We start from the raw sequence: 20,489 nt of genomic DNA on the forward strand, positions 1-20,489 counted from the left end.
ATCAAGGAGAGATCATGTCCACTCAACCGCAGAAGCGCCCCCAGGGCGGCAACGACGACGGCGCCCCCGAGGCGGCGGCCACGGCCGGCGCCAACGCGCAGGCCCAGAAGCGCGCCGGCGAGCTCGACAGCCTGCTCGACGAGATCGATTCGGTGCTGGAGTCCAACGCCGAGGAGTTCGTGAAGGGCTTCGTGCAGAAGGGCGGGGAGTAGGCCCCATGGATCGGCGCGTCATCGGGGTCGAGACCGAGTTCGGCATCACCCATACCGGCGGCACCCACCGCGGTCTGCCCCCGGACGAGGTGGCCCGCTACCTGTTCCGCCCGGTGCTGCGCTGGGGGAGAAGCTCCAACGTCTTCATCCCCAACGCCTCCCGGCTCTACCTCGACGTCGGCTCCCACCCGGAATACGCCACCGCCGAATGTGATGACCTGCTGGACCTGATCGCCTCCGACCGGGCTGGGGAGCTGATCATGCATGACCTGGCCCAGCGCGCCGAGGCCGCGATGGCCCAGGACGGCTTCGACGGCAGCATCTACCTGCTGAAGAACAACGTGGACTCCCAGGGCAACTCCTACGGCAGCCACGAGAACTACCTGATCCCGCGCACCACCCACTTCCGTCGGCTCTCCACCATCCTGCTGCCCTTCCTGGTCACCCGGCAGATCATGGTCGGCGCCGGCCGGCTGGTCCCGGCCACCGACGAGACCCCCGCGCACTACGCGTTCTCCCAGCGCGCAGACCACATGTGGGAGGGCATCTCCTCGGCCACCACCCGCTCCCGGCCGATCATCAACACCCGCGACGAGCCCCACTCCGACGCCGCGGTGCACCGCCGGCTGCACGTGATCGTGGGCGACTCCAACATGTCCGAGACCACCAGCCTGCTGCGCTACGGCGCCACCGACCTGGTGCTGCGCATGGTCGAGTCCGGGGTCCCGGTGGGGGACTTCGAGCTGGAGAACCCGATCGGTGCGATCCGGCACATCAGCCATGACATCACCGGGCAGGCCGTCGTGAAGATCCGCAACGGGGGCCAGCAGACCGCGGTGGAGGTCCAGGCGAGGCTGCTGGACCGGGCCCGACGCTTCGTCCGTGAGAACGGCGCCCACCACGACCGGGTGGATCAGATCTTCGAGCTCTGGGAGCGCACCCTGCAGGCCGTGGCCAGCGGCGAGCACGCTCCGATCGAACGCGACATCGACTGGGCGATCAAGAAGCGGCTGCTCACCGATGTGGCCGAACGCGGCGGCCTGCCCATGGGGCACCCGAAGCTGGAGCAGCTCGACATGGCCTATCACGACGTGCACCCGACCCGCGGGGTGTTCAACCTGCTGGCCGCCCGCGGCCGGGCCAGCACCCAGTTGGAGCCCGAGCGGATCCAGCGCGCCATCGTAGACCCGCCGGCCACCACCCGTGCCGCGCTGCGTGGACGCTTCCTCTCCACCGCCCGGGCGGTGGGCGCCGAGCACACCGTGGACTGGGTGCACCACAAGCTGGTGGACCGGCCGCTGGACGCCCTGATGCTCAAAGATCCGCTCAGCGCGGAGGACCCGCGGGTGGACACCCTGCTGGACCGGCTGGGTGAGCGGGTCGCCTCGCTGCGTGAGCAGACCCTTGACGAGCGCCGCGCCCAGGAGCTCCCGCTGGCGCTCAGCGAGCGCTACAAGCTGGAGCATCCCAGGGAGCTTGCCGAGCCTCCGCTGATCTGACGAACCAGGTATCCGGCCTGTACAGTGCTGAGCAGGCCCAGGCCTTGTCAGGTCGCCATTCAAGTTGAAGGAAACACCGTGCATTCTCCGTTCCGCCGCACCTGCGTGGCATTGTCCATCCCGGCAGTCCTGCTGCTCAGCGCATGCTCCGACAACGGTCTGGGAGACACCGACGCGCTCTCCGGCGTGGACCTGCATTTCACCGATGAAGGTACCCCGGAGGTCATCCTGCGCAGCCCGCTGGAGCTCGAGGAAGAGGCCTCCCGGGTGCTGGACCGCGGCGACGGCGAAGACATCGACGAGGGACAGATCCTCGAGGTCTCCCACGCCGTGGCGGACCCCGAGTCCGGGGAGATCCAGGAGGAGAGCTTCAGCGCGGACAACCCCTCGATGATCTACCTGCCCCAGATGCAGGAGCAGAGCGAGTTCATCTATGACTCGCTCACCGACACTGACCTGACCATCGGCTCCGAGATTGCGCTCTTCGAACCCGCCAACGCTGAGACCGGCGCCTCCGCGACGCTGCTGGTGCTGCGCGTGGAGGACCAGTCCCCGGCCTTCGCCGAGGGAGGGGTCCAGGAGCAGGACGGCGAGCTGCCCGAGATCGAGAACGAACAGGGCGTGCTCCCGGAGCTGCTCGGCGGCAACGACGGTGAGGAGCCCGAGGAGGTCAGCACTGAGGTGCTCATCCAGGGCGACGGCGAGGAGGTGGCCGCCGAGGACCAGGTCGTCGTGCGCTACTCCGGCTGGAAGTGGTCCGACGGCGAGCTCTTCGACTCCAACTGGCCCCAGGACGACGAGGAGCCCGACGCCGGTCCGGCAGGCTTCCCACTGAGCAGCCTGGTGCCTGGCTGGGCCGAGGGCCTCGAGGGTGAGCAGGTCGGCTCCCGCGTGCTGCTGGTCATCCCGCCGGAGTCCGGCTACGGCGAGAGCGACGAGGACGCCGAGGAGGGCACCCAGCACGAGCTCGCCGGCGAGACCCTGATCTTCGTGGTCGACCTGATCGCCTCCGCCGAGGCGCCCGAGGCCGCGGCGCCTGCCCCCGAGTCGGGTCAGCCTGAGCTCTCCGAGGAAGACATCCAGGAGATGATCGAGCAGATGGAAGCCGAGCAGGGCGGCGCTGAAGACGGCGCCGAGGGCGAGGATTCCGGCAGCGACGATACAAGCAGTGACGAAGCAAACAGCGACGAAGCAACTGATGAGGAGACCGACTGATGTCCTTCGGCCAGCGCAGCTATGACCGCACCCGCCCCGAGATCGACTTCCCCGGCGACACCCCGCCTGAGGAACTGGTCATCGAGGAGCTCATCGCCGGCGGCGGACACGCCGTAGAGCCCGGCGATGCGATCTCCTGCCACTACGTGGGCGTCTCCTGGTCCACCGGCGAGGAGTTCGACGCCTCCTGGAACCGCGGCGAGACCCTCGATTTCACCGCCGGCATCGGCCAGGTCATCCAGGGCTGGGACCAGGGCCTGATCGGGATGAAGGAGGGCGCCCGTCGCCGCTTCGAGATCCCGCCGCACCTGGCCTACGGGGAGCAGGGCGCCGGCGCCGCCATCGGTGCCAACGAGACCCTGATCTTCGTGGTGGACCTGGTCAGCGTCCGCAAGGCTTCCTGATCCGCCACGGTGACTGAGACGATCGACGACGGCGGGACGGATCAGCTCGCGGAGGAGGAGCAGGACGTCTTCGCCGACTACGGCGTGGCGCGCGCCTTCTCCCTGGCCGCGAGCATCCTCGACGCCGGAACCGGTGGGCTCACCAAGGCTGAGATCCGGGAGCGGGTGGAGCACTACCGGAGCCAGTCCCAGGAGCAGTCCCAGGACGCCTGGGAGCGGCTCTTCAGCCGCGACAAGGACCACCTGCGCAGCTGCGGCATCGCCATCGAGGAGCCCGCCGCCGACCGCGAGGACTATCGCTACCGGATCGACCCGGCCGACTACGGGCTGCCCCCGCTGTCGCTGAGCGAGACCGAGACGCTGGTGCTCTCCCGCGCCACCCAGCTCTGGGCCGGCAGCCGCACCCGGTCCTGGCTGGACCAGGCCAGCTGGGCGCTGGCCGGACCGGCCGAGCCCGCAGCGTCGTCCTTGCGTGCGTCACAGCCGGCGTCACAGCCGGCGTCACAGTCTGCGGCTCAGCCAGCGGCTCAGCCGGCCGGCCTCGGGGCGCTGAGCTTCAACCTGGGCAGCGACGAGGAGTTCGAACGGCTCACCGAGCTCGCCGCGCTGCCGGCGCGGCAGCCGATCAGCTTCGACTACACCGGCAGGGGAGCCCAGCAGCCGGCGGCCCGCCGCGTGGTGCTGCTGGACTTCGCCGCCCGGGGCCACTGGTATCTGATCGGTCACGATCTTGATCGAGGTGCCCGCAGGACCTTCCGGCTGGACCGCGTGCACGGCGCCATCACCGCGCTGCATCCGGCACCGGCGTTGACCGAGGCGGACCGCGCCGCCATCGAGGCGGCGGTCAGCAACGCGGCGGACGCCGGCTCCGCGCTGGACGGACTCGCCGCCGAAGAGGACCCGAGAAGGCTGCTGCACGGTGTCCTGGAGGCCCACCAGGGCCCCGCCCCGAAACCACCCCGACTCGCTCCCGCCGGGTCCCCGCGCCGGGCCGATCCCGCGCACCGCAAGGTGGAGCGGGTGCTGGCCATGGCCGGCTATCTGCTCAGCGCCGACGGGGTCCGCCCGTCTGAGCTGCTCGCCCGGCATCAGATCACGCCGAAGCAGCTGCTCAAGGACCTGCTCTCGATCCAGCAGTCGGGCAGCTTCGGTCCCGGGCAGTACGGGGAGTTCATCGACATCCACCCCGCGCCGCCGCTGAATCTGGAGAGCTTCACCCAGGACTACCTGGTCACCGATGCGCCGATCACCCTGGCGATGCCCTCGGAGCGCACCGGAGACGTCCTGGCCCGCCCGCTCACGCTGACCAAGCCCGGCGCGCTCTCGCTGCTGATCGCGCTGAACACCATGATCAGCGCGGCCGAATCCGGTCCTGACGCGGCTGAGTCCGGTCACGGCACGGCTGAGTCCGGTCTCGGTACGGCCGAATCCGCTCCTGGCAACGCCGAACCTGGTCTCGGTTCGGCTGAATTCGGTCACGAGTCGGCCGAATCCGGTCCCGAGTCCGCCGAAGGCTGGCTCTCCGCCGCCGAGTCGCTGCGCTCCAAGATCACCACCGTGCTGCCCGAGGGGCTGCAGGAGGCCGCGACGAAGGTCGCCGCCGGAGCCCAGACGCACAGCCCAGCCATGGCCGAACTGCGGGAGGCGGTGACCGGCGGCTACTGCGTCCAGCTGCGCTACGAGGACGCCTCCGGGACCATCACCGAGCGGGTGGTCGAGCCGACCCACATCTACCTCGACGGTCCCCGCACCTATCTCCAGGGCTGGTGCCGGGTGGCGCAGGGGCCGCGGAACTTCCTCAGCTCCCGGATCCGGGAGCAGCGCCCGCTGCCCGAGGAGCCGATCAGCGAGACCGCACGGCGGCTCGCGCAGGCACCCGCCGAGCCGCCGCGCCCACCCCGGGACAGCGGGGCCTTCGACGTCGTCCTGCGATTCTCCCCGGCCGCCGCCGCGCTGGCCGATCGCTATGCGCCCCGGCGCCAGCGCATCCAGCCCGACGGAGCCCGATTCATCAGCACCTGGTTCCAGAGCCGGGAGGCGCTGATCAGGCTGTGCCTCCAGCTCGGCGGGGATCTCGCCGTCCTGACCCCTGCCGAGATCCGGGAGCGGGTCACCGCTCGGGCCCGCGAGGAACTGTCGGCTCTGCCGGGGCGAGTGGCGTAGCATTGGCGACGAGGAAAGGATCCACGCCATGAATATCACCGGCTGGCAGATCGCGATCATCGCGCTGCTCATCATCCTGCTCTTCGGAGCCCCGAAGCTGCCCAAGCTGGCCAAGTCCGTAGGCCAGTCGATGCGCATCTTCCGGTCCGAGGTGCGCACCATGAGCGAGGAGTCCAAGCGGAACTCCTCTGACTCTGATGCCCCTGACGTCGCGGCCGAGCCCAGCGACGACCCCCGCCGGGATGAGCGTGCTCCCGTGGAGGGCCGTGTGCTCAACCCGAATGACTCCACCGCCGAGCAGGCCCGCCGCACCGAGCGGGAGCAGCGGGGAGACCACCGCTAAGCAGCATGGCCACCTCGAAGAAGCGGCGGCGCGACCCCGAGCGCACGATGGCGCTGAAGGAGCATCTCCGAGAGCTGCGCAATCGCCTGATCAAGGCGGCCATCGGAATCCTGCTGGGTGCGATCGCCGGCTTCTTCCTCTATGACTGGCTGTTCCGGCTGCTCGCCGAGCCGATCGTGGGCTACGAGGTGGAGGGCCGGCTCGCCGAGATCGCGTTCAACACCGTGGGCGGCCCGCTGGATCTGATGATCCGACTCTCGCTCTTCGTCGGCGTCGTGATCTCCTCACCCGTCTGGCTCTACCAGATCTGGGCGTTCATCATGCCGGGTCTGAAGAAGACCGAGAAGCGCTACGCCATCGGCTTCATCGCCGCCTCCGTGCCGCTGTTCCTCGGCGGAATCGTCGGGGCCTACAGCGTGCTGCCCCAGGCCATCAACTTCTTCTTCGCGCTGAACCCCGAGGGCACCTCGAACCTGATCAACCCTGATGTGTACTTCACCTTCGTGCTGCACCTGTTCCTGGCCTTCGGCCTGGCCATGGTGATCCCGGTGGTGCTGGTCGGGATCAACATGATGGGCCTGGTCACCGGCAAGCAGGTGCTCAAGGCCTGGCGCGGAGTGGTGATGCTCATCGCCGTGGTCTCCGCGCTGGCCGCCCCCGGAGGCGACGCGGTGAGCATGTTCTTCATCGCCCTGCCGCTGACCGTGCTCTTCGGGATCGCGATCCTGCTGTGCATGCTCAACGATCGACGCCGGTCCAAGCGCGAAGCCGCCCGCGAGACCGAGATCGACGAGCTCCTGCTCGACTAGGTCCTGGCTGAGTACAACCAGGCCGGGCCGGGCCCCTCGATCACACGGTGGCCCGGATCGCTTCCCGGTTCCGGCCGAGAAGCTCCCACCCCAGTCCCGTGAAACACGGCCCGGAGGTCGCCTCGGAGAACTTGATGTCGTTATGTCCGCTGTTCCACTCCAGCACTTGAACCGAACCGTCGCGAGCAACGGTCAGATCCCAGCCGATGGACGGGACCACCGGGATTCGCCGGTGCAGCCGTTCGACCGCCTCGAGACATGCGGCGTAGTTCGGCACCTGGTTGCCGGCGAAGACGAAGCCAGAGTCGGGATGCCGGTCGATCTCGAGCCAGTCCACCGAGTATCCGACCGGGCTGAATACGCCGGTAGCAGTATCGAGAAGAACCCGGATGTTGGAATCTGAGATCACGTGGTCTTCGGTATCCCGGCCGAAGCGCAGGTAGGCGTCCCTGACGGTGATCGTCCCGTCAGGTTCGACTACGCTCGTCATCCGCAGCGTCCCGACCGAGCGGGACGCGACCTGGGCGAAGGTCTCGTGCTGGTCGATGAAGGGCTGAATCACGCCGTCGGGAAGACTCGCCGCGGCCCGCGTGAACCCGTCTCGATCCAGGAGATGCACGCCCCGGCCGCGATCACTCGCGTCAGCCTTGAAGGCGATCTTGTCTCCGCCGGCAAAGATGAGGTCGGTGAACTCTTCCAACGAGGAGACCCGTTCGAGGGATGAATTGAACAGCCGACCCTTGGCCACGTATCCGCAGTCGGGAATCTCCTTCTCGTGCCCGAAGATGCGCGATGTCATCGAGCGCATGTCCGAGAGCTCGGCATACCGACCTTCGATGGCTGGAAGCACCACCGACATGTAGTAGTTGTCGGGGATCCATCCCTCGCGGAACTCACCGGCGATCGTGCCATAGACGTAGAGCCAGGGGGCATAGCTCTTGGAGCCGAGCACCTCCACGGCGTAGGCATCGGCCTGAGCCCTGAGATGCTTCGGGAGCGGACCCTTCGCCGCTTCGATCGATCTGAGCACCTTCGCGGCGTTCCGGCTGTTCAGACGTGAACGGACTCGCATCCGCAGGTCATTCTCGGTCTGCTCTATCGTGTTCAGATTCATGCCGACTCCTCTGATTTCAGGTGCTGACAATATATGTTCATCTGGACACAAAAGACAGGGTTCTGCTGAATCGGAGAAGAATTCACGGGGAGTCTTCTGCAGAAGGAGTCTGATCGCAGCCCTGGGCCCCTCTCGTACCCTCTCGAGCGATCTGTCGCATGCCCATGCCATGTCCCACGGCTATGGACGGAAATAGCGATGGGACATGGCATAGAGGTGCGACAAACCCGTCGCGGGAGGCCCGGCCGGCTCGCCCACCCAGCCCCTGGCGGGAGGCCCCGCTCAGGCCTGGGCCGCCGCCTGGGCGCGGAGTCCGCGCAGCAGCTGATCCTGTTCCTCGATGAGCAGCCGGCGCAGCGCCGCGGGGGCCTCGGCGTTCGCCTCAAGCCAGGCCTGGGTGCGCAGCGCCACCGGGTGCTCGATCGGCTCTGCTCCGACCTCGAGATCCTGGGCCCCGGGGTAGAGCCCGGAGACCACCCGGGTGGCCTGTCCCTGGCTCATCCGTTCCCATACCTCGGTGAGCGCCTCGAAGTAAGCCTCGCTCTGGCGCTCGATCACCGCGGCAGTCTCCGGGTCACCGGCCACGGTGAAGCCCTCCACGGTCGCGGTGAGGTGGTCGTTGGAGAGCTCCTGGCCGGCGTCGTCCGTCCCGGCCAGCGCCTGCCCGAAGGCCCGCTCCTTGACCCGACGGTCAGGCCGCGCGGCGGCGGCGAGCCGGTGCGCGATCCGGGCCCGGGCGGTGGTCTTCGCGGTGAGCTCGGCATCCAGCTGGTCCAGGCTGACCCGGCCGTGCGCGGCCAGGGCCTGCAGGAACGCCCAGCGCAGCTCCTCGTCGATCCGGAGCCCGGAGATCCCGTGGTCTGCCGCGCCGCCGTCGAGCAGCGCCTCGAGCAGCTCCAGCTGCGAGCCTTCGCGGCGGGACAGCGTGGCCAGGGCGCGGGCGGTCGCGCGCTGGTGGTCCCCGCCGCTGCGCCGGGTCAGCTCCGCGGCGAGCCGGGCGGCGAGGTCACGCTGCAGCGTGCCCCGCTCCGCCACCGGGGTATAGCGCTCCAGCGCGGCCAGCGACTGGCGCAGCAGCCCTTGGACGACGACGATCTCTTCGATGTCCAGGCCCAGCTGTTGCACGGCGGCCAGGAAGCGGCGGGCGGGCAGCTCGCCGTCGCGCACCATCGACCACAGCGCGGCCCATACGGTGGCGCGCGCCAGCGGATCGGCCACCGGGTAGCTCAGCACGGCGGCGAGCGACTCCGCGTCCAGGCTGAGCTTGGCGTAGGTCAGATCATCCTCGTTGGGCAGCAGCAGCCGCGGCAGGTCCTCCGGGACGCTGAGCTCCGGCACCGGGGTCAACCCCTCCGGAGCGGCGGGATCCAGGAAGACCTCCTGAGCGGCATGCAGCACCAGCGTCTGGCGCTCGGGATCCAGCACGTGGACCCCGACGTGGATCTTATGCGGCCGGGACACCGACTCTCCGGTGGCCGGGTCGACGCCTTGCTCGCGGACCAGCACCTCTCCCGGCTTGAGCCCGGGCTCGAGCCCTGAGCCGAGCTCCGCGGAGAGCACCGGGACCCCAGCGGTCTGCAGCCAGGCTCGCGCCCAGTCGTCCATGTTGGCTCCGGTGACCTCCTCGAGCACCGCGAGGAAGTCCCCCAGCGAGGCGTTGCCGAAGGCGTGCCGGGCGAAGTAGCGCCGGGCGGCCTCGCGGAAGGCCTCGCGACCGGCGTAGGCGGCGAGCTGCTTGAGCACCGAGGCGCCCTTGGCGTAGGTGATCCCGTCGAAGTTCTGGTCCGCGGCCTCGAGGTCGCCGATGTCCGCGACGATCGGGTGGGTGGTGGGCAGCTGGTCCTGCACATACGCCCAGGCCTTGCGCCCGTTGGCGAAGGAGATCCAGGAGGTGCTCCAGTCGGTGGCCTCGTCCACGGCCAGGGACCCCATGTAGTCCGCGAAGGACTCCTTCAGCCACAGGTCGTCCCACCAGTGCATGGTCACCAGGTCGCCGAACCACATATGCGCCATCTCATGCATCAAGGTGTTCGCCCGGGTCTCGTACTGGGCGTCGGTGGCGGCGGTGTCGAAGACGTACTTCTCGGTGAAGGTCACCAGTCCCGGGTTCTCCATCGCGCCGAGGTTGTACTCCGGGACGAAGACCTGGTCGTACTTGCCCCAGGGGTAGGGGTAGGCGAACTCGGCGTGGAAGAAGTCCAGGCCGCGCCGGGTCAGCTCCAGCAGCGCATCGGCGTCGAAGTGCTCCGCCAGGGAGGCCCGGCAGAGCACGCTCAGCGGGATCTCCACCTGCTCGCCCTCGGGCACCCCGCCGCGGTAGTGGCCCTCGACGTGGTGATACGGACCCGCCAGCAGCGCGGTGATGTAGGAGGACATCCGCGGGGTCTCGGCGAACTCCACCCGGACCAGCGGGCCGACAGCGACGCCGTCCTGTGCTGCGGCGCTGCGTGCCCCGGCGGCGCGCTCGGCCTCCGCGCCCTCCAGCGGCATCCGTGTGATGGCAGGGCTGTTGGAGCGCAGCTGCCAGTGCTGCGGACCGATGATCGAGAAGCTGAACCGGGTCTTGAGGTCCGGCTGTTCGAAGACCGGGAACACCCGGCGTGAATCGGCCGGCTCGTACTGGGTGTAGAGGTAGACCTGCTCATCCACCGGGTCCACGAAGCGGTGCAGCCCTTCCCCGGAGCGGGAGTAGCGCGAGGTGGACCGGATCTCCACGGTGTTCTCGCCCTGCAGCCGGGGCAGCAGGATCCGCGCCGGCCCCACATGGGTGCTCAGATCCAGCGTCTCACCGTTGAGCACCAGCGACTCCACCGAGGCGCCCAGGTGGTCCAGGAAGGTGCTGGCCCCGACCTCGACGCTGGAGAAGTCGATGCTGGTCTGCACCGGGTAGGTCGCGGCCCCGGGGGCGGGCGCCCCGCGCAGATCCACCTCGACCCGGCAGCTCGTGACCTCGAGCAGGGCGCTGCGCCGGGCGGCCTCCTCGCGGGTCAGGTTCTCGACGTCGGCACGGGGAAAGGGCAGCTGAGCAGTCATCCTGCTATTCAAGCAGACCGCCGCTCAGCCGCCCATCAGCTGCGCATCAAGCGTCCCGAGGCACGCTCACTTCCGTCGTGCGTGGATCAGCTTCTCATCCACCGGCGCCTCGGGGGAGGCGCGCAGCGTCCGGTAGTACTCCATGGACTCGTCCTGGCGCCGCTGCTCGGAGCCGGAGGTGATCTCCATGCGCACGTGCTCGGGGGAGTAGCCGAAGGAGTCCACGATGTCCTGGGCGTGCGGGCGCAGCCGCGCCAGCAGCCGGTTCACGTACGGGCTCAGCGTGCGGGCGCGCTGGGCGGAGATCCGGCCGTGGAGCAGATACCAGTCCAGCGTGTCCTCGATCTTGGTCAGCGCGTAGAGGTCGCGCAGCCAGGTCATGATCTGCCGGGTGCCCGGATCGCTGACCTTCTCCAGGGCCTCGGTGAAGGACTCCCAGAGCAGCAGGTCCGCGTGGGCCTTGGCGGCGTTGATGATCTCGTACTGGTGTTCGTTGAAGATCTCCGCCTGCTTCGCCGCCGGCAGCTTCGAGGCCGAGCGCAGCTCGCCGGCCACGTCGATGACCATCTGCCGGGAACGGTCGGTGAGCAGCGCCCGCTGCACGTCGGGCTGCTTGAACCAGTTGGCGCTGCGGCGTTCATCTCCGGTGTCCTGGACGGACTGGAAGGCCCTGCGCAGCCCGAAGCGGTTCATCACGGTGCCTTGGGCCTGGTTGGCCACGTAGCGCGAGAGCACCCCGAAGTCGGCGCCCTTGAACTCCGCGGCGTAGTCGCTGAGCAGGCGCTTGGCCACCAGCTGGAGCAGCACGTTGTTGTCACCTTCGAAGGTGACGTAGACGTCGAGGTCCGCGCGCAGCGAGACCAGCCGGTTCTCCGAGATGAACCCGGCGCCGCCACAGGCCTCGCGGGCCTCCTGCAGGGTGTCCAGCGCGTGCCAGGTGGTCACGGACTTGATCGCCGCGGCCAGGGTCTCCAGCTCCTGCCGGTTCTCATCCGAGTCGTCCTTGCCGGAGAACACGTCATCGAGCTTGACCAGGAGGTTCTCGTGCGCGAAGTTCGCCGCGAAGGTGGTCGCCAACCGGGGCAACAGTCGGCGCTGGTGCAGCTGGTAGTCCAGCAGCACCTCTTCCTCGATGGTGGAGGAGGCGTTGAACTGGCGGCGCTGGTTGCCGTAGGTGACCGCGCCGATCAGCGCGAGCTTCGAGGCCGCCACCGAGGCGCCGGTGAGTGAGACCCGTCCCTGCACCAGGGTTCCCAGCATCGTGAAGAAGCGCCGGCCTGGGGAGTCGATCGGGGAGCTGTAGCTGCCGTCCGCGGCGACGTCGCCGTAGCGGTTGAGCAGGTTGGTCCGTGGGACCCGGATGTTGTCGAAGGTGAAGCAGCCGTTGTCGACCCCGTTGAGGCCGCCCTTCTGGCCCTCGTCGGTGATGGTGATCCCTGCCAGCGGCTGACCGTCCTCGCCTCGGATGTTGGTGTAGAGGCAGTGCACCCCGTGGTTGACCCCATTGGTGATCAGCTGGGCGAAGACCACGGCGTCCTTGGCGTCATTCGCGGCATTGCCGAGGTAGCGCTTGGTGGCCGCCGGGAACGGAGTGTTGAGGATGAACTCCTCGGTGTCCGGATCGTAGGTCGCGGTGGTGCCGATGGAGGCCACATCGGAGCCGTGCCCGAACTCGGTCATCGCGAAGGCGCCGGGGGCCCGGAGGTCCATGGTCGCGGGAAGGAATCGGCGGTGGTGGTCGGCGGAGCCCAGGTGCAGCACCGCGGCGGCGAAGAGCCCCCATTGGACACCGGCTTTGATCTGCAGCGAGGGGTCAGCGGTGACCAGCTCCTCGAAGGCCGCAATGTTCGCGCCATGGGCATCGGCGCCGCCGAACTCCTTGGGGAAGGCCCGGTGCACGGCGCCGTCCTCGGAGAGCTGGACCATCTGCTGAAAGACCCGCTCGCGGTGGTCCTCCTTAGAGAGCCCCTCGACCTTGTGGAAGGTGGAGTCCTTGAGCAGCTCACGGGCCTGGCGCCGGGTCTCGGCCCAGTGTCCGAGCAGCACGTCCTCCATCACCTGCTTGTCCACGCGGACCGCGTCGGCGGAATCGAGGGTCTCGATCGGGTCGGTGATGGGGTGAGCGATCGGGTCGGTGACCGGGTGGTGTGACATGAGGTCTCCTCAGACTGGGGTTGAGCGTCAGGCGCACGGGATGATCGGCGCCGGTTCCTCGGCGCGGGGGTGATCAGTGATCCTGCACACAAAATAGTCTATGATACTGACCAGTAACAAATGCAAGACCTGCCGGACCCGCTGACCCAGCGGATATGCCGTCGGGTGCCTGCACCCCTCGACCCAGGAGTCAGTTCCATGAGTGCACAGAACATCCGCGACGCCGTCATCATCGGCGGAAACCGCATCCCCTTCGCCCGGGCCCACACCGCCTACGCCACCGCAGGCAACCAGGACATGCTCACCTCGACGCTGAACGGCCTCGTGGCCCGCTTCGGGCTCCAGGGTGAACAGATCGGCACCGTCGCCGCCGGTGCCGTGATGAAGCACTCCAAGAACTTCAACCTCACCCGCGAGTCGGTGCTGGGCACCCCGCTGGACCCCAAGACCCCGGCCTTCGACGTGCAGATGGCGTGCGCCACCGGCATGGAGGCCATCGGTTCGATGGCGAACAAGATCAAGCTGGGCCAGATCGACTCGGCCATCGCCGGGGGAGTGGACTCCATCTCCGACGCCCCGATCGTGGTCACCGACGAGCTGCGCGGGATCCTGATGGAGGCCAACCGGGCGAAGACGGTCAGCCAGCGGCTCAAGGCGCTGGCCAAGATCCGCCCAGGCCACCTGGCCCCGCAGGCCCCCGGAGTCAACGAGCCGCGCACCGGCATGTCCATGGGTGAGCACATGGCGATCACCGCCCACGCCTGGGGCATCACCCGGGCCGAGCAGGACGAGCTCGCGCTGGCCAGCCACAAGAACCTCGCCGCCGCCTACGACCGCGGCTTCTTCGACGACCTGGTCACCCCGTTCAAGGGCGTCAGCCGGGACAACAACATGCGCGCCGACTCCACCCTGGAGAAGCTGGGCAAGCTCTCCCCGGCCTTCGGGCGTGACCTCGGCAATGAGGCCACCATGACCGCGGCGAACTCCACCGCGCTGACCGACGGCGCCTCCGCAGTGCTGCTGGGCTCCGAGGAATGGGCCGATCAGCACGATCTGCCCAAGCTGGCGAACTTCATCGACTACGAGGAAGGCGCAGTGGACTTCGTCGACGGCGCCGAGGGCCTGCTGATGGCTCCCGCCTATGCCGCCGCCCGGATGCTCAAGCGCAACAACCTGAGCTTCTCGGACTTCGAATACCTCGAGATCCACGAGGCCTTCGCCTCCACGGTGCTGGCCCAGATCAAGGCCTGGGAGTCCGAGGAGTTCTGCAAGAACAAGCTCGGACTGGACTCAGCACTGGGCACCATCGACCGCAGCCGGCTCAACGTCAACGGCTCCTCACTGGCCGCCGGGCACCCCTTCGCCGCCACCGGCGGACGCATCGTCGCCACGCTGGCCAAGGCGCTGCACGGCAAGCCCGGCAAGCTCGGTTTCATCTCGGTCTGCGCCGCCGGCGGCCAGGGCATCACCGCGATCATCGAAGGACGGTAACCGCTCCATGGCTCGAGACACCTACACCGAATTCGCCAACACCGGCTTCGGCCGCGCCCTGACCAAGAACCTCGGCCTCCCGCAGCCGGCGAAGCTGCGTCGGCACCGACCCGGACGCCCGCTCATCGAGGGCCCCGTGGTCGTGCTGGGCAGCTCCGCGGCCGCCTCGGCGCTCGCGGACCGGCTGCTCGGCTGGAACCTAGACGTGCGTCGGCACGTCGGGCCCAAGGAGAAGGTGGCCGGCGTCGTCGCCTGCTTCGACTCCGCCTCCAGCCCAGCAGCCCTGAGCAGCACCGTGTTGGAGACCGGGATGCTGCTCAAGCAGCTCAAGCCCTCCGGCCGGGTCATCACCGTCTCGCGGGACCCGCTGGGCACCGGCGATCCCGCCGTGCGCGCGGCCCGCAGCGCGGTCCAGGGCCTGACCCGCTCGACCGCGCATGAGATGCGCGCCGGCGGCACCGCCAACGGCATCGTGCTCGCCGAGGAGCTGGACCCCTCCGCGCCCGGTGTGGCCGGAGCGCTGCGCTTCCTGCTCTCCGGACGCTCGGCCTTCGTCTCAGGCCAGTTCATCTCGGTGGACAGCGTCAACGGGGCGCTGCCGGGGAACTGGGACCGGCCGCTGCAGGGCCAGGTCGCGGTGGTCACCGGCGCCGCCCGCGGGATCGGCGCCTCCATCGCCCGGACGCTGCACCGCGACGGGGCCGCGCTGATCCTGGTCGACATCCCGGCCGCAGGCGAGCAGCTGGCCGGAGTCGCCAACGAGGTCTCCGGCACCGCGCTGCAGCTGGACATCACCGCGCCCGACGCGGGGGAGCGGATCCTCGCCCACGCCAAGCAGCATCACGGACGGCTCGACATCGTGGTGCACAACGCTGGAATCACCCGGGACAAGCTGCTGGCCAATATGGACGAGTCCCGCTGGAACTCGGTCATCGCGGTCAACATCGAGTCGCAGCTGCGGATGAACCGGGCCTTCCTGGCCTCGGAGCTCTTCAACGCCGACGCCCACGGGGCCATGGGGCCGCGGATCATCTCGCTGGCCTCGACCTCCGGCATCGCCGGCAACCGCGGCCAGACCAACTACGCCGCCTCCAAGGCCGGTGTCATGGGCATGGTCTCCGCGACCGCCGCCCAGCTCGCCGCCCGGCACGGCACCATCAACGCCGTCGCCCCGGGCTTCATCGAGACCGAGATGACCGCGAAGATCCCGTTCGCCACCCGGGAGGTGGCCCGGCGGCTGAACTCGCTGAACCAGGGCGGACTGCCGGTGGACGTGGCCGAGACGATCGCGTTCCTGGCCTCGCCGCAGGCCGGAGGCACCTCGGGACTGACCCTGCGGGTCTGCGGACAGAATCTCGTGGGGGCCTGACCCATGAGGACTGAATCCATGATCACCGAGATCGAGATGCCCTCGCTGAGCAGCCTCTACGGCCGCGCCGCCCTGGGCGCCGCGCGCTCGAAGCTGCGTCCCGGGGCCGGGGCCCGCAGCCTGCCGGGGAAGACCATGCTGGCCCAGCACCCCGGGGTCAGCGCCGAGCAGGCCGAGAGCTACCGTCGACTCTTCGGCGGAGAGGCGTTCGACGGCGCCCACCGCACCGCGCTGCCCTCGGTGCTGGTCCACATCATCGGGTTCCCGGTGCAGATGGCCCTGATGAGCCAGGACGAGTTCCCGCTGCCGCTGATCGGACTGGTCCACGTGGCCAACGAGGTCGAGCACCTGCGTCCGGTACGGGTGGACCAGCCGGTGCAGATCCTGGTCGCCGCGGAGAACCTGCGCCCGCACCGGCGGGGCACCCAGGTCGACATCACAGTCACCGTGCTCGAGGCCGGGGCCGACCCGGCGGGTGCCGGACGCGCGAGTTCGGGCGAGGCCTCAGTGCTGTGGCGCTCGGTCTCGACCTATCTGAGCAAGGGCGCCCAGCTCGGAACGGAGATCTCCCAGGCTTCCGGGGCTGAGCAGGTCGGATCCTCCGCAGTGACCCGGTCCGAAGAGCGTGAGTCCTTCGTCCCGCCGGTCAAGACCGCCTCCTGGCGGCTGGGCGCGGACGCGGGTCGGGCCTACGCCGCAGTGTCGGGTGACTACAACCCGATCCACGTCTCCCAGCTGGCCGCGAAGACGCTGGGGATGCCCGCCGCGATCGTGCACGGCATGTACTCGGCCGGCAGGATGCTCGAGGGCCGGGAGCCCGAGGGTGCCGGGCACCGCTGGTGGATCCGCTTCGAGGCACCGGTGACCCTGCCCGGCACCGTGGCCTTCGCCGCGGAGCCGCAGGGACGCAAGGTCGTGCGCTTCACGGGATGGAACCCACGCAAGGCGAAGCGCCACTTCAGCGCCGAGCTGCAGCTGCCCTGAGCTGACCTGCCCGCCGATCGGAGTCTGCGCGGCAGGTTCGCCGGGGGATCCGGGCCGCTAGAATGAGCCCCATGGCTTCTCAGCGGACCGGGTCCTCGCGGACCGGCACACAGCGCAGCGGCGGCGCGGGCCGCGGCGCGAAGGCGGCCGAGGGGCTCGACTTTCGCAGCGTCGCCCCCGCCCCGCTGATCCTGCTCAAGGGCACCGAGGACTACCTCGCCAGCCGCGCGCTGGACAGGATCAAGCAGGCGCTGCGGGCGCAGCACCCGGACCTGGAGTTCACCCGGCTCGACGTCTCGGCCGCCGCTCCCGGGGAGCTGTTCACCGTCACCTCACCCTCGCTCTTCGGCGAGGCGCGCCTGGTCCTGGCCGAGGACCTCGCCGCGATGAACGACACCTTCCTCACCGATGCCCTGGCCTACCTCGAGGAGAAACCCGAGGACGTGACCCTGGTGCTGCGGCACAGCGGCGGCAACCGAGGCAAGAAGCTGCTCGACGCGCTGACCAAGCGCGCCGTCGTCGTGGACTGTGCCGGGGCCCGCAACGACAACGAGAAGCTCGACTTCGTGCGGCGCGAGTTCCGCGCCGCCGGACGCGAGATCCATGCCGACGGCGCCCGCGCCCTGGTCGCCGCGGCCGGCTCCACACTCTCGGACCTCGGCGGAGCCTGCCAGCAGCTCATGGCCGACGTCGCCGGGGACATCACGGAAGAACACGTGGACCGCTACCACGGGGGCCGTGTCGAGGCCTCGGCGTTCAAGGTGGCCGACGCCGCCTTCGAGGGCCGCCGGGAGGCCGCCACCCGGCTCTACCGCCACGCCATCGCCACGGGCGTCTCTCCGATCGCCGTGACCGCCGCACTGGCGAGGAAGGGCCGGCACATCGCCGCTCTGGTGGATCACCGCGGCAGCCCCGCCGCGCTGGCCTCCACCCTCGGCGCGGCCCCCTGGCAGCTGCAGCAGGTGGCCGAGACCGCCCGGCGCTGGCACCCGCTGCGCGCGGCCGAGGCCATCGAGGCGATCGCCCGCGCCGACGCCGAGGCCAAGGGCGCCTCGCGGACCCCGGAATACGCCGTGGAGCGCGCCATCACGGCCATCGCCTCCTCGGTGGGCCGCTGAGCCCACGGCTGCCCCGCAGTCGAGCTCGCCGCAAGGCCCGGACACGGGCCGGCTCGGTGGCTGGAGTGCGGCTTCTCTGCTATCGTCTATAGGCAGTGTCTGGGGTTCGAAAGAGCCCCAAAACCCTGCGGCAGCAAGTCTCGCGCAGTCCTGGGCCCTCTACCTCAATGGGCTGCGCAATCGCTATGGCAACCCCACGCCACTGAAGTTTGTCTGCTGCCGGCCGACAGGGACGTATCCTCACGACCAGTGACCTCAGACAGAAAGACAACTCGTGGCAAACATCAAGTCTCAGAAGAAGCGCATTCTCACCAACGAGAAGGCGCGCCAGCGCAACCAGGGCGTCAAGTCCCAGCTGCGGACCGCCATCAAGAAGGTTCGCAACGCAGTTGCCGCCGGCGATAAGGATGCTGCGATCGCAGCGAACCGCGAGGCAGCCCGCAAGCTCGACAAGGCCGTCTCCAAGGGTGTTCTGCACAAGAACAACGCCGCCAACCGCAAGTCCGGTCTGGCCGCCACCGTCAACGCTCTGTGAGCTTGACTCTCTAGAACGTCCGCTCACCTCGCGAGCGAGCAACGGGGCCCTGCGCGCTGCGCGGGGCCCCGTTCGTGTAAGACCTGACCGCGCAGCCCCCGCATTCCTGCAGTCATGGAACAATGAAGAGCCAGATGCAGCACCATGCCCGGCGTCTCGACGAAGCAAAGGACCCCCACCACCGTGTCACCGAAGGCCCGCAGCTCGCAGGTGCCCGCCGCCACTGACCCCAGTGTCATCCGGAACTTCTGCATCATTGCGCACATCGACCACGGCAAGTCCACGCTTGCAGACCGGATGCTGCAGCTGACCGGGGTGGTGCAGGCCCGCAACATGAAGGCCCAGTACCTGGACCGGATGCCCATCGAGCGCGACCGCGGCATCACCATCAAGTCCCAGGCGGTGCGGATGCCCTGGGAGCTCGACGGGCAGACCTACGCCTTCCATATGATCGACACCCCGGGCCACGTGGACTTCTCCTATGAGGTCTCCCGCTCGCTGGCCGCCTGCGAGGGCGCCCTGCTCCTGGTCGACGCCGCCCAGGGCATCGAGGCGCAGACCCTGGCGAACCTCTACCTGGCCATGGAGCACGACCTCAAGATCATCCCGGTGCTGAACAAGATCGACCTGCCCTCGGCCCAGCCGGAGAAGTACGCCGAAGAGATCGCCTACCTGATCGGCTGCGAGCCCGAGGACGTGCTGCGCGTCTCCGGCAAGACCGGCGACGGGGTCGAGGAGCTGCTGGACAAGATCGTCGCCGAGATCCCCGCCCCAGAGGGCGACGCCGAGGCTCCGGCCCGCGCGATGATCTTCGACTCCGTCTATGACACCTATCGCGGCGTGGTGACCTTCGTGCGCGTGGTCGACGGCAAGCTCGGGCACCGCGAGAAGATCAAGATGATGTCCACCGGCGCGACCCACGAGCTGCTCGAGATCGGGGTCTCCTCACCGGAGCCCGAGGCCACCAAGGGCCTCGGCGTCGGCGAGGTCGGCTACCTGATCACCGGTGTGAAGGATGTGCGGCTCTCCAAGGTCGGAGACACCGTGACCTCACAGAACCGGCCCGCCGCGGAGATCATCGGCGGCTACGACGACCCGTCCCCGATGGTCTTCTCCGGACTCTTCCCGCTCGACGGCTCCGACTTCCCGGTGCTGCGCGAGGCGCTGGAGAAGCTGCAGCTCAACGACGCCGCACTGAACTTCGAGCCCGAGACCTCCACCGCGCTGGGCTTCGGCTTCCGCGTGGGCTTCCTGGGCCTGCTGCACCTGGAGATCACCCGGGAGCGACTGGAGACCGAGTACAACCTCGACCTGATCTCCACCGCCCCCAACGTGGTCTACGAGGTCACCGCCGAGGACGGCGAGATCCACCGCGTGACCAACCCCTCGGAGTTCCCCGAGGGCAAGGTCACCGAGATCCGTGAACCCATCGTCGACGCCACCGTGATCGTTCCGGCCGAGTTCATCGGCCCGGTGATGGAGCTCTGCCAGTCCCGGCGCGGCACCATGGAAGGCATGGACTACCTCTCCGCCGAGCGGGTGGAGATCCGCTACAAGATGCCGCTGGCCGAGATCGTCTTCGACTTCTTCGACCAGCTGAAGTCCCGGACCAAGGGCTACGCCTCGCTGAACTGGCAGGGCACCGGCCAGCAGGCCGCTGACCTCGTCAAGGTCGACATCCTGCTTCAGGGGGACCAGGTCGACGCGTTCTCCGCGATCACCCACCGGGACTCCGCCTACGCCTACGGTGTGAAGATGGCCTCCCGGCTCAAGGAGCTCATCCCGCGCCAGCAGTTCGAGGTCCCGATCCAGGCCGCCATCGGCTCCCGGATCATCGCGCGGGAGAACATCCGCGCGATCCGCAAGGACGTGCTCTCCAAGTGCTACGGCGGCGACATCAGCCGCAAGCGCAAGCTGCTGGAGAAGCAGAAGGAGGGCAAGAAGCGGATGAAGATGGTCGGCACCGTGGAGGTCCCACAGGAGGCCTTCATCGCCGCGCTGTCCTCGGACGAGGACGCCGGCAAGGAGAAGGCCGGGAAGAAGTAG

Annotated in this window: 16 protein-coding genes; 13 read left to right on the forward strand and 3 right to left on the reverse strand. The window is 68.8% G+C overall.

Going from position 1 to position 20,489, the window contains the following annotated elements:
* The first annotated feature begins 14 nt into the window (after positions 1-14).
* The 7 genes from EV640_RS11845 (at position 15) to tatC (ending at position 6,645) form a co-directional block, all read left to right on the forward strand.
* A complete protein-coding gene (locus EV640_RS11845) occupies positions 15-212 on the forward strand; it encodes a ubiquitin-like protein Pup (protein WP_036475212.1) in 198 nt (65 codons plus the stop codon).
* Between the two features lie 5 nt (positions 213-217).
* The gene (gene pafA / locus EV640_RS11850) at positions 218-1,711 is read left to right on the forward strand and encodes a Pup--protein ligase (RefSeq protein ID WP_036475213.1); all 1,494 of its coding nucleotides are present in this window, start codon (positions 218-220) and stop codon (positions 1,709-1,711) included.
* A gap of 78 nt (positions 1,712-1,789) precedes the next feature.
* Positions 1,790-2,926 (forward strand): FKBP-type peptidyl-prolyl cis-trans isomerase, encoded by a 1,137-nt coding sequence (locus tag EV640_RS13980; RefSeq protein ID WP_133726531.1) that lies wholly within the window; start codon positions 1,790-1,792, stop codon positions 2,924-2,926.
* Positions 2,926-3,330 (forward strand): FKBP-type peptidyl-prolyl cis-trans isomerase, encoded by a 405-nt coding sequence (locus tag EV640_RS11860; RefSeq protein WP_036475218.1) that lies wholly within the window; start codon positions 2,926-2,928, stop codon positions 3,328-3,330. Before EV640_RS13980 ends, EV640_RS11860 begins: the two co-directional genes overlap by 1 nt.
* 9 nt (positions 3,331-3,339) lie before the next feature.
* Entirely contained in the window at positions 3,340-5,493 is a 2,154-nt protein-coding gene (locus EV640_RS11865) for a WYL domain-containing protein (protein WP_133726532.1), read from the forward strand.
* 28 nt (positions 5,494-5,521) lie between these two features.
* Complete coding sequence (locus EV640_RS11870) at positions 5,522-5,836, forward strand: twin-arginine translocase TatA/TatE family subunit (RefSeq protein ID WP_036475223.1); 315 nt, start codon at positions 5,522-5,524, stop codon at positions 5,834-5,836.
* A 5-nt stretch (positions 5,837-5,841) separates the two neighbouring features.
* Complete coding sequence (tatC, locus tag EV640_RS11875; RefSeq protein WP_036475226.1) at positions 5,842-6,645, forward strand: twin-arginine translocase subunit TatC; 804 nt, start codon at positions 5,842-5,844, stop codon at positions 6,643-6,645.
* Positions 6,646-6,685: 40 nt separating this feature from the next.
* On the opposite strand, the gene EV640_RS11880 is transcribed toward tatC, so the two are convergent.
* The 3 genes from EV640_RS11880 to EV640_RS11895 all read right to left on the reverse strand — a co-directional run bounded on the left by EV640_RS11880 (position 6,686) and on the right by EV640_RS11895 (position 12,946).
* Positions 6,686-7,759, reverse strand: a complete 1,074-nt coding sequence (locus EV640_RS11880) for a sugar-transfer associated ATP-grasp domain-containing protein (RefSeq protein WP_161634809.1) — start codon at positions 7,757-7,759, stop codon at positions 6,686-6,688.
* A gap of 282 nt (positions 7,760-8,041) precedes the next feature.
* Positions 8,042-10,792, reverse strand: a complete 2,751-nt coding sequence (pepN, locus tag EV640_RS11890) for an aminopeptidase N (protein WP_133726534.1) — start codon at positions 10,790-10,792, stop codon at positions 8,042-8,044.
* A 66-nt stretch (positions 10,793-10,858) separates the two neighbouring features.
* Entirely contained in the window at positions 10,859-12,946 is a 2,088-nt protein-coding gene (locus EV640_RS11895; protein WP_051501122.1) for an acyl-CoA dehydrogenase family protein, read from the reverse strand.
* Positions 12,947-13,144: 198 nt separating this feature from the next.
* Between EV640_RS11895 and EV640_RS11900 the strand changes: the two genes are divergently transcribed.
* The 6 genes from EV640_RS11900 to lepA all read left to right on the forward strand — a co-directional run bounded on the left by EV640_RS11900 (position 13,145) and on the right by lepA (position 20,489).
* Complete coding sequence (locus EV640_RS11900; RefSeq protein ID WP_051501123.1) at positions 13,145-14,437, forward strand: acetyl-CoA C-acetyltransferase; 1,293 nt, start codon at positions 13,145-13,147, stop codon at positions 14,435-14,437.
* 7 nt (positions 14,438-14,444) lie between these two features.
* Positions 14,445-15,806, forward strand: a complete 1,362-nt coding sequence (locus EV640_RS11905; RefSeq protein ID WP_133726535.1) for a 3-oxoacyl-ACP reductase — start codon at positions 14,445-14,447, stop codon at positions 15,804-15,806.
* Between the two features lie 18 nt (positions 15,807-15,824).
* Positions 15,825-16,790: a MaoC family dehydratase gene (locus tag EV640_RS11910; protein WP_051501236.1), complete on the forward strand. Its 966-nt coding sequence runs from the start codon at positions 15,825-15,827 to the stop codon at positions 16,788-16,790.
* A gap of 71 nt (positions 16,791-16,861) precedes the next feature.
* Entirely contained in the window at positions 16,862-17,908 is a 1,047-nt protein-coding gene (gene holA, locus EV640_RS11915) for a DNA polymerase III subunit delta (protein ID WP_341802714.1), read from the forward strand.
* A gap of 274 nt (positions 17,909-18,182) precedes the next feature.
* Positions 18,183-18,443: a 30S ribosomal protein S20 gene (gene rpsT, locus EV640_RS11920; RefSeq protein ID WP_036475968.1), complete on the forward strand. Its 261-nt coding sequence runs from the start codon at positions 18,183-18,185 to the stop codon at positions 18,441-18,443.
* Between the two features lie 144 nt (positions 18,444-18,587).
* Positions 18,588-20,489 carry a translation elongation factor 4 gene (lepA, locus tag EV640_RS11925; protein ID WP_369797217.1) on the forward strand — a complete coding sequence of 634 codons (1,902 nt, stop codon included), beginning with the start codon at positions 18,588-18,590 and terminating at the stop codon, positions 20,487-20,489.

This window comes from Nesterenkonia aurantiaca (assembly GCF_004364585.1).
In the GTDB taxonomy this organism is placed as follows: domain Bacteria; phylum Actinomycetota; class Actinomycetes; order Actinomycetales; family Micrococcaceae; genus Nesterenkonia; species Nesterenkonia aurantiaca.

Excerpts from the sequence above, each read along its gene's own strand:
- EV640_RS11905 (WP_133726535.1), top strand. The coding sequence starts at position 14,445 with ATGGCTCGAGACACCTACACCGAATTCGCCAACACCGGCTTCGGCCGC.
- EV640_RS11845 (WP_036475212.1), top strand. The coding sequence starts at position 15 with ATGTCCACTCAACCGCAGAAGCGCCCCCAGGGCGGCAACGACGACGGC.
- lepA (WP_369797217.1), top strand. The coding sequence starts at position 18,588 with ATGCCCGGCGTCTCGACGAAGCAAAGGACCCCCACCACCGTGTCACCG.
- tatC (WP_036475226.1), top strand. The coding sequence starts at position 5,842 with ATGGCCACCTCGAAGAAGCGGCGGCGCGACCCCGAGCGCACGATGGCG.
- EV640_RS11860 (WP_036475218.1), top strand. The coding sequence starts at position 2,926 with ATGTCCTTCGGCCAGCGCAGCTATGACCGCACCCGCCCCGAGATCGAC.
- pafA (WP_036475213.1), top strand. The coding sequence starts at position 218 with ATGGATCGGCGCGTCATCGGGGTCGAGACCGAGTTCGGCATCACCCAT.
- EV640_RS11880 (WP_161634809.1), bottom strand. The coding sequence starts at position 7,759 with ATGAATCTGAACACGATAGAGCAGACCGAGAATGACCTGCGGATGCGA.
- EV640_RS11910 (WP_051501236.1), top strand. The coding sequence starts at position 15,825 with ATGATCACCGAGATCGAGATGCCCTCGCTGAGCAGCCTCTACGGCCGC.
- EV640_RS11870 (WP_036475223.1), top strand. The coding sequence starts at position 5,522 with ATGAATATCACCGGCTGGCAGATCGCGATCATCGCGCTGCTCATCATC.
- EV640_RS11900 (WP_051501123.1), top strand. The coding sequence starts at position 13,145 with ATGAGTGCACAGAACATCCGCGACGCCGTCATCATCGGCGGAAACCGC.
- holA (WP_341802714.1), top strand. The coding sequence starts at position 16,862 with ATGGCTTCTCAGCGGACCGGGTCCTCGCGGACCGGCACACAGCGCAGC.
- pepN (WP_133726534.1), bottom strand. The coding sequence starts at position 10,792 with ATGACTGCTCAGCTGCCCTTTCCCCGTGCCGACGTCGAGAACCTGACC.
- EV640_RS11895 (WP_051501122.1), bottom strand. The coding sequence starts at position 12,946 with ATGTCACACCACCCGGTCACCGACCCGATCGCTCACCCCATCACCGAC.